Annotated in this window: 3 protein-coding genes, 1 tRNA gene and 1 rRNA gene; 3 read left to right on the plus strand and 2 right to left on the minus strand. The window is 58.4% G+C overall.

Going from position 1 to position 8,073, the window contains the following annotated elements:
* Both JS530_RS10590 and JS530_RS10595 read right to left on the minus strand, forming a co-directional pair.
* Window positions 1-89 (minus strand): 16S ribosomal RNA (locus JS530_RS10590); the annotation flags it as partial.
* Window positions 90-671: 582 nt separating this feature from the next.
* Complete coding sequence (locus JS530_RS10595) at window positions 672-3,605, minus strand: glycoside hydrolase family 3 protein (protein WP_214377121.1); 2,934 nt, start codon at window positions 3,603-3,605, stop codon at window positions 672-674.
* Between the two features lie 278 nt (window positions 3,606-3,883).
* Between JS530_RS10595 and JS530_RS10600 the strand changes: the two genes are divergently transcribed.
* The 3 genes from JS530_RS10600 to JS530_RS10610 all read left to right on the plus strand — a co-directional run bounded on the left by JS530_RS10600 (window position 3,884) and on the right by JS530_RS10610 (window position 7,640).
* Window positions 3,884-6,121 carry a serine/threonine-protein kinase gene (locus JS530_RS10600; protein WP_214377122.1) on the plus strand — a complete coding sequence of 746 codons (2,238 nt, stop codon included), beginning with the start codon at window positions 3,884-3,886 and terminating at the stop codon, window positions 6,119-6,121.
* Between the two features lie 199 nt (window positions 6,122-6,320).
* Window positions 6,321-7,283: a thioredoxin domain-containing protein gene (locus JS530_RS10605; protein WP_214377123.1), complete on the plus strand. Its 963-nt coding sequence runs from the start codon at window positions 6,321-6,323 to the stop codon at window positions 7,281-7,283.
* A 283-nt stretch (window positions 7,284-7,566) separates the two neighbouring features.
* Window positions 7,567-7,640, plus strand: a tRNA-Thr gene (locus JS530_RS10610).
* The last annotated feature ends 433 nt before the right edge of the window (window positions 7,641-8,073 follow it).

Genomic DNA, 8,073 nt, shown 5'->3' on the forward strand with positions numbered 1-8,073 from the left:
CACCAGCAAGCTGGTGGATCCCGTTCGACTTGCATGTGTTAAGCACGCCGCCAGCGTTCATCCTGAGCCAGAATCGAACCCTCCACAAAAAACTTCATGAAAGAGCACCGAAAGATGACTCCAAAAAGAAAAAGACGAGACGATTCCTTAAGGAAGGAACCACTCTCACAAAAACCTCGTCCCGTTTCAACCAACCAAGGACCCGGCCACACCGGCCAGGCACGAGACAAGCTGGCAATCATTGACTATAAAGAAGTAGTACAAACACGCTCTTGAGTTCTCAAACCACCACCACACACAAACCAGCCCGAACTCTGTATTTCCTCTGGAGGAGAAGTCCGAACCGCTCAGCGGCAGCGAATGAATAACTTACACGAACTCAGGAACATGCGCAAATCGGGCATAATAAAACCTGCCTAAATCGTTGGAACGACAGGCTTCGCTCGGCGTGTCGAAAATAGCCTTTCCGACCTCGTTACTGCCAGTCTACGCTCGGAAACCGCCTCAAATTGCTTCATATTTGTTTCGTATCGGCGTGTTTCCCAACAATTCATTTGCGCGCCTGTTCGCCGGAGCGATACAACACCGGTGAGCCGCATATATACAAAGTGGCTTGCGCTCATATCAGCACTATGAGCGCAAGCCACTTCAGTATTCAGTTATTGACTCTTTCAGTCCTCGGTAGCCGGGGCTTCGGCATCCGCCGGGGCTGCGGTAACAGTGGCAGCAGCCTTGCGACGCTTGAGGTACTTCTGGATGGTCAGGATCTCAAGACCAATCACCAGCACTGCGGTCACGCCCCAGACCGCGTACATGGCGGTCTTCCACACCGGGGTCTCGACCTCAGGCTCGCCGTTCGCGTACTGCCAGCCGTTGGCCACCGTGTACAGGATGTTGTGGGCGGCGGTGCGCATGGCCTTCACGGAGGTGGCGGACTTGTCGCTCACATGGTTGGTGGTCACAGTGGTGGCGAGCATGGAGTCGTTGCCGTTGCGAATCTCCTGATCGGCATCCTGATAGCCGCGGCCACGGAAGTAGTCGGTCAGGACGAAGCCACGGAAGCCCCATTCGTCGCGCAGCACGGTGTTGAGCAGGTTGTTGGAGGCGGCGGCGTAGGTTGGGCCCACGTAGTTGAACGCGCTCATCACAGCCTGGGCACCGCCCTCCTTGACGCTCATCTCGAACGGGCGCAGGTAGGTTTCACGCATGGCCTGCTCACTGACCCAGGTGGTCAAGGTCATTGTGCGGTTGGTTTCCTGCTCGTTCAGAGCGAAGTGCTTCATGAAGGAGTACACGCCCTTCTCGCGAGCGCCGGCAATCTGCTGGGATGCCATCACGCCGGAGAGCAGGGAGTCTTCGGAGAAGTACTCGAAGGTACGGCCTGCGTAGGCGTTGCGGTGCAGGTTCATTGCCGGAGCGTACCAGCCGGCCACGTGCATGTCGTGCGCCATGTTGCCGATCATCTCACCGAATTGCTTGGCGAGATCCTTGTTCCAGGTGCAGGCGAATGCGGTGGATGCAGGGAAGCCGATGGAACCGATGCCGGTGAAGTTGTTGTTCAGGGAGGCCGGACCGTCGGCGTCGGTCACCTGGATCTTGCCCACGGAGGTCACAGCCGGGGTGCCGTAGCCGCCGTTGGCGATCAGGGAGTCCATGTCGTCGAAGGTCAGCTGGTCGAGCAGCTTGTCCCACTGCGGATCGTCGTAATCCTTGCCGTACAGGTCGGAGAGCTTCACACCATTCTTGGCACCGGTGGTCGGCATCTCGTCGGAGTCATCATTGTGTTCGGCTGGATCATAGTTGCCGTTGTTGGTGTACTCGGACTTGATCGTGTCGCTCATGCTGAAGTCGGTCGGCGCTGCGGTGGCTTCGGCGTAGTTGGCGAAGTGGTCGGCACGTGACAGGTAGTTCACATCGCCTTCGGCGTTCTGGAACTGGTTGGTGGCCACGATCTTGTCGCCATCGTGGGTGTTGTCCTTGATGTTGTAGGTGATGGTCTTCGGCACGTTCACGGTGGCGGAGTCAATCACGGTGTGGGAGTCGGATTGCAGCGAGATCCCGTAATCACCCTGCTCCAGCACCCAGGCCTTGGCGTCGTGCTCGTCGTAGGAGGCCATGTCGTCGTCATCGAACTCAATCTTGACGGTCTCGGATTCGCCAGGCTTCAATTCCTTGGTCTTCTCGAAAGCGGCCAGGTTCACGGAAGCCTTCTCGATGCCACCGTTGGTGTACGGCGGGTTGTAGTAGGCCTCAACCACATCCTTGCCGGCCTTGTCACCGGTGTTGGTCACGGTCACATCGAAGCTCACCTTGCCGTTCTTGTAAGAAACGTCGCCCATCTTCTGCTCGAAGGTGGTGTAGCTCAGGCCATAGCCGAACGGGTACTGAACCAGATCGTCGTAGTTGATCAGGCCTTCGTCGGCGGCGGTCTCATAGAACTTGTAGCCCACGTAGATGCCTTCGGTGTAGTTCACGAAGGTCGGGGAAACATGCAGCTTGGTACCAGTGCGGTCGTCGATCACCTCAATGGCCAGGTCATCCACATTGTCATAGTCGAAGTCGCCGAAGTTATTGGTGGACGGGTTCTGATCGAGATCCTTCAGGAAGGTGTCGGACGTCTTGCCGGACGGGTTCACTTCGCCGGCAAGCACTTCACCGAGGGCGGAGAAGCCGGTCTGGCCTGCGGGCGGGCACCACAGCACGGACTGGATCTGCGGGTAGTCAGCGAGGAAGTCGAGCTGGAAGGTGTTGGCACCGTTGTAGACGAGCGTCACCTTGTTGAAGTTCTTAGTGACCAGATCAAGCATATTGCGTTCGGTCTGGCTGAGCTCCAGGAAGCCTTCACCGTCCTTGAAATCCTCGTAAGACTTGGAGTTGTTCTTGTAGGTGACGCCCTTAGCCTTCATGTTCATCGGCAGGTCGGCACCTTCACCACCCACGCGGGTGATGACCACAACCGCCTCATCAGAGAAGGACTTGGCATCAGAGATCAGAGAGTCAGAGTACTGGTCGGCCGGCACTTCAGGCAGGGTCCAATCCTGAGCCCACATACCTACTTCCGGGCGATCCTTGCGGTAGTCGGTGTACAGCTTGGTCAGGTCGGCGTTGGTTTCGATGCCGGCTTCCTTCATACCGTCGAGCAGGGAAACGGTCGGGTACTGCTCGGACATGGAGCCGGAACCGGTGCCGCCGTAGACCGGGTTGGTGGAGCCCCAGCCGAACACGTTGACCTTCTTGCCCTTAAGCGGCAGATTGTCGTTGTCGTTCTTCAGCATGGTGATGGCCTCGGCCTGCACGTCCTTGGCCAGCTTGTTGGCTGCGGAGACCGTGCTGTCGGACAGCATGTACTTGGTGACGGTGGCGTTGTTGAGCAGCGTGGCCAGCGGACCGGACAGCATCATGGAAATCGCCACAATGATGCCCACCAAGGCTGCGAGCCAGGACTCAGAATGAATAAGCTTGCGGTTGGCCACAGCCTTCACCGTCTTCTTGTTGACGGCAACAGTGATGATAATGGCCAATACCAGCAGGATGCCTACAGCCACCAGATAAGGGATCACCGAATTGATGACGCCCATAACGTCGGCCATGTTGATTTGCAGCATGGGTTCTCCTCCTTGATTCTTACCTTTGCGCGGCATGGTTGTCCGAATTCGATACCGTTATCGACCCGGACCACAGCCTGGTGAACCTGCCCTGTTCACGTTGGCCGCTTGAGGATGCATCCGCTTGGCGCTCCATTGGGTTGCTATGCTGACACGTCCTCGATGCCGATGACTCTAGAATCGCAGATTCATCATTCCCGCGAGCGCCGCTCAACCTATCCTGTCATTTCGAGCGCATAATCTGCGCATCACGCTGCTCTCACCTCCCCACGGCTAGGATGGGGAGCATGAGCGATTTGAACGCGTTGAATCTGGAACCGGGCGAAGCAGTAGGCGGCTACACGTTGATGGACCGCCTGGGCTCTGGCGCCATGGGCTCTGTGTGGCGCGTATGCGATGACGGCGGCCAAACCTATGCGATGAAAATCCTGCGTGATTCGCTGGCCGACGATTCCGCAAACGATGCCGAAGGCATGCACAATGGCTATCGCGCTGTCGAAGACCCGAATCTTAAGGAGAACGTGACTCCCCGCGAGCGCCTACGCCGCGAGGCCATGGCGCTGAAGAAGGTCCATCATCCGGGCGTGTGCGGCATTGTGGACATGGAGTTGGACGATTCGCTCGCGTTCATTGTCACTGAACTCATCGAAGGCAAGAATCTTAAGGATGATGTGGCCATCAATGGCCGGTATATCGGCGATGATCTGGAGCGCTTGGCTCGCAAGCTCATCGAAGCCACCAAGGCTGTGCATGCAGCCGGCATTATTCACCGCGATATCAAACCCACGAATGTAATGGTGTCCGCCACCGGTCCGGTCCTGGTGGATTTCGGTATTGCGATGGGCGAGGGTGAAAGTCATGTGACGCGCACCGGTTTGGTGATGGGTACGCCTGGATTCATCGCCCCGGAAATCATCGATGGTGCTGAAGCGGACGATATGACTGACTGGTGGTCGGTGGCGTCGGTGCTCGCGTTCGCCGCTACTGGCGCTCCGGTGTTCGGCACCAAGCCGATGATGGCGGTACTCGAGCGTGCGGCTGCCGGCAATGCGAACCTGACCGGACTGCCGGCCGGCACCTTGGCGGCTTTCCGCTCGGCGTTGAACCCGGATCGCTCCCAGCGCTGCACCCCGGATGAGCTGCTGCATGCGATTGCTTTGGATGCGTTGAATCCGCTCGCATGGCAAGGCGCTCAGGCCAGCCCGTTTGGTGCCGGCGCTATTGCCGGTGCGCCGACCGCGATAGTGGCCGCGCCTACCGAGGCTACCGAGGTGATGCCCCCTTTTGGCGTTGACGGCAGCGATGCGGCTTCTGGTCTGAATGAGCCGGACGAAAACAATCCGCGTACATTGTGGCGTGAGGCCGATGCCATCCGCACGCGCATGCTCAATCCCGCCGATGATTCATCAGATGATGCTGCGACGGATGCGGCAACCGCCGTATTCCCACAGGTACACCAGGATGACATCGACGGTCAGACTGCTTCGGATGCGCGCACCCAAGTGCTCACCGGTACTACCACGCCGATGGCAGAGCGCACGTCGGTGCTGCCCGCGGAGGCAACCGCCGTGCTACCCGCGGAGCCGCCGGCACCATCCTTCCCACCTCAGGTTCCTGCATTCCTTTCTCCAGTGCCGTATGGTGCGGCAGCGGAGGCGCAGCCCACCGCAATCCAGCCGCCGGTGGACCCATCGGCTGTCCCGCAAGTTCGTCCAGCTGTGCAGCAGATGATTACTCAGACCGCACAGGCCGCGCCCACCGAGGCTTTGGTGCAGCATCAGTCCGCACCGAACCCGGCTGATGTGCGCCGAGGCGCGTATCTGCAACGCGGCACGCTGCCATTGGTGCTGCTGACTGTGCCGCTGGCATTGTTGGCTGCGAGCATGCCGTTGATCGCCATCGCCGCAGCAGCCATACTGCTTTGGCTGCTGCTGGCTTTGGCGTACAACACTGAATCGCAATTGGAACGTGAGGGCAGACGCGGCGGCGAGCGCAAAGGTTCCGATGCGCTGATTCGCGCCGCATCGCTGCCCTGGCATCTGGTCAAGGCATTGCTGAGCGCCTTGCCGCGACTACTACTGCTTATCGTCATCGATAGTGCTGGCATCGCTGTGGCCATATCCGCGCTGGGTTTGCCGGTGCAGACCAGTATCGCCTGGTATTTCACCGCAGATTGGGCTGTGCCGCTCCCCTTATTGGATGATGTGCCGTTCTCCTCATCCGGTGTTGCTCTGGCTGGATTCATGGCGGTCGGCTGGCTGATTGCCGCGTTCGGCCCGCAAGCCATGATGATGCGGCTTGGTGCCGGCGCCTTGCGGGGTTTGCCGGCGCAGCAGCCGTCTGCGGCAGTCGGCATCAATGCATTCGGGCAATCCGCCCAGCCTGTGCCACCGGTAGCCGCACCGATTCACGGACACCGCGGCGCTGTGATGTTCACCATATGGCTGATTGTGACGCTGGCGTTGGCTGCACTCCCCCTGTTGGGGTTGCCCATCAGCTGGATTCCTTTGGCATAACAGGGATTCGGCACCATGATTGCCCATGATTACAGCATGGTGCACGTAACGCCGGCCACGGCAGAGAGTCCGACAGCAGCCGTTGCATTCACATGAAATTCATCTCAGATCAGCTCTGAGCACAGTCTTCCTCAGTACGGGACATTATGATTAGCCCCAGCATTCGTATGCACATCACACTTATTGCAAGGGGATTGTTATGGCTAATTCCAAACGTCAGACCAAGCGCGTGACTCGTGCCGAGCGCCGAGCAGCCGAAGAGGCCGCACAGAAGGCGCTGGCCGAGCAAGCGGCCAAGGAGCGTAAGCAGCAAACCATCATCGGCATTATCGTGGTGGCCATTGTTGTGGCTTTGGTGGCGGTGATCGGCGTAGTGGTCTGGCGCAATGTGACCAAGAGCAGCGATACCTCTTCGGCTAACGCCGATGCCGCCTACAGCACCCTGCAATCCGTCAAAACCAAGCCAGCCAAGGCGGACGACAAGGCCGGCTTCCTGATTTCCAAGGATGGCTACGGCAAGAAAACCGCCAACGTGCCGACCGTGGGCATTTACATGGAACCGTTGTGCCCGGGCTGCGCTTCGGTGAACCGTCAGCTCGATCCCACGCTGGTCAAGATGATGAACGCCGGCCAGCTGAACCTGGATCTGCACTTCCTGAACTTCCAGGACAACAAGAGCTCGGACAATTACTCCAACCGTGCCTTCAACGGTGCCATCTACATTGCCGAGCATGATGATGATCCGAATCATCTGATGAACTATCTGAGCAACATCTACGCCGAGGACTTCCAGCCGGGCGAGCTCACCAACTATGTGCCGGTGAAGAACAGCAAGCTGCAGGCTCAGGCGGAGAAGGCTGGAGTCAGCAAGGAAGTGGCCAAGGCCGCGTTCAGTGGCAAGAACGAGTACGTGGAATGGCTGTCCGCGTCCAATGACTACACGATTGCCCGTCCGGAGCTGTTCTCCTCCTCCGGTTCCTTCTCCTCGCCTACCTTGACCATCAACAACACGTATTGGCCGCTGAGCAACATCTCGCTGGCGAACACCACGATGGTGGACGGATTCCTCAAGGCCGTGGGTCTGAAGTCCGATCAGGTGGGCGTGGCCGGCAAGCTGCCGTCCATCGGCGCCAGCAAGAAGCCGATCGACATCACCGCCTGATTGTTTGGTCTGCTTGTTCCAAGCCACGGTCTGCGGCTTGGAACATGGCTTCCATCATTCGCGAAACTCCCTCCGACAGCGCAAAATGCACCAATATTGTTGTGCGAAACGCGCTGCCGGAGGGAGTTTTACTGTAGGTGAACAAAGTTCGCCATGGGCGTTTCTTCGCGGTTTGCGCCTCATTTCGAACCGATTCGACACAGCGCACCAGCATTGACCGACCTACTGGTATGCTAGGCAGTTGTTCAGAACGTTCATCGTTGATGTTTCGTTGTGATCGCAAGCCTCTTTAGCTCAGATGGCCAGAGCGGCCGCCTTGTAAGCGGCAGGTCGTCGGTTCGATCCCGACAAGAGGCTCGTCGCGCGGGAAAAAGGCGTATCATAGGGAACTGGGGTACGCAGTAGACCTGCGCAATTGAGTCTTACTTTGAGTAAGTTCTCCAGGAGCCTTCCCCCCAACTCATGGCTTCCTGGACTGAGGGCGGAGCGTCCCCCAACCAGCTCCGCGCCTTCAGGGGGCGGGACATCCCCTTCTCTCCCGCCCCCTTTTTTTCTTTACCTCATTCAGTTTCACGGGTTCCGCCCCGTCTCCTCGCCTCCCCGCACCTCCAAGCGCTGGATTCCGGGAAATCCGTCGAAAAGGAACCTTGTACCGGGCATTTTGGGTTATAGGAACTTTTGTGGTGTTTTAGGTCGGTCAGAATGGCCGAGATTTCGCGTGGCGTGGTTGCTGTTTATCGATTTCATGGATTTCGATGGCGTTGACGATTGCGTTGTCTAAGGCGTGGGC

This window comes from Bifidobacterium colobi, from assembly GCF_018555455.1.
Classification (GTDB): Bacteria; Actinomycetota; Actinomycetes; order Actinomycetales; family Bifidobacteriaceae; genus Bifidobacterium; species Bifidobacterium colobi.

Bases quoted from the DNA above. Each gene is read 5' to 3' on its own strand.
- JS530_RS10595 (WP_214377121.1), bottom strand. From the start codon at position 3,605: ATGCTGCAAATCAACATGGCCGACGTTATGGGCGTCATCAATTCGGTG.
- JS530_RS10600 (WP_214377122.1), top strand. From the start codon at position 3,884: ATGGGGAGCATGAGCGATTTGAACGCGTTGAATCTGGAACCGGGCGAA.
- JS530_RS10605 (WP_214377123.1), top strand. From the start codon at position 6,321: ATGGCTAATTCCAAACGTCAGACCAAGCGCGTGACTCGTGCCGAGCGC.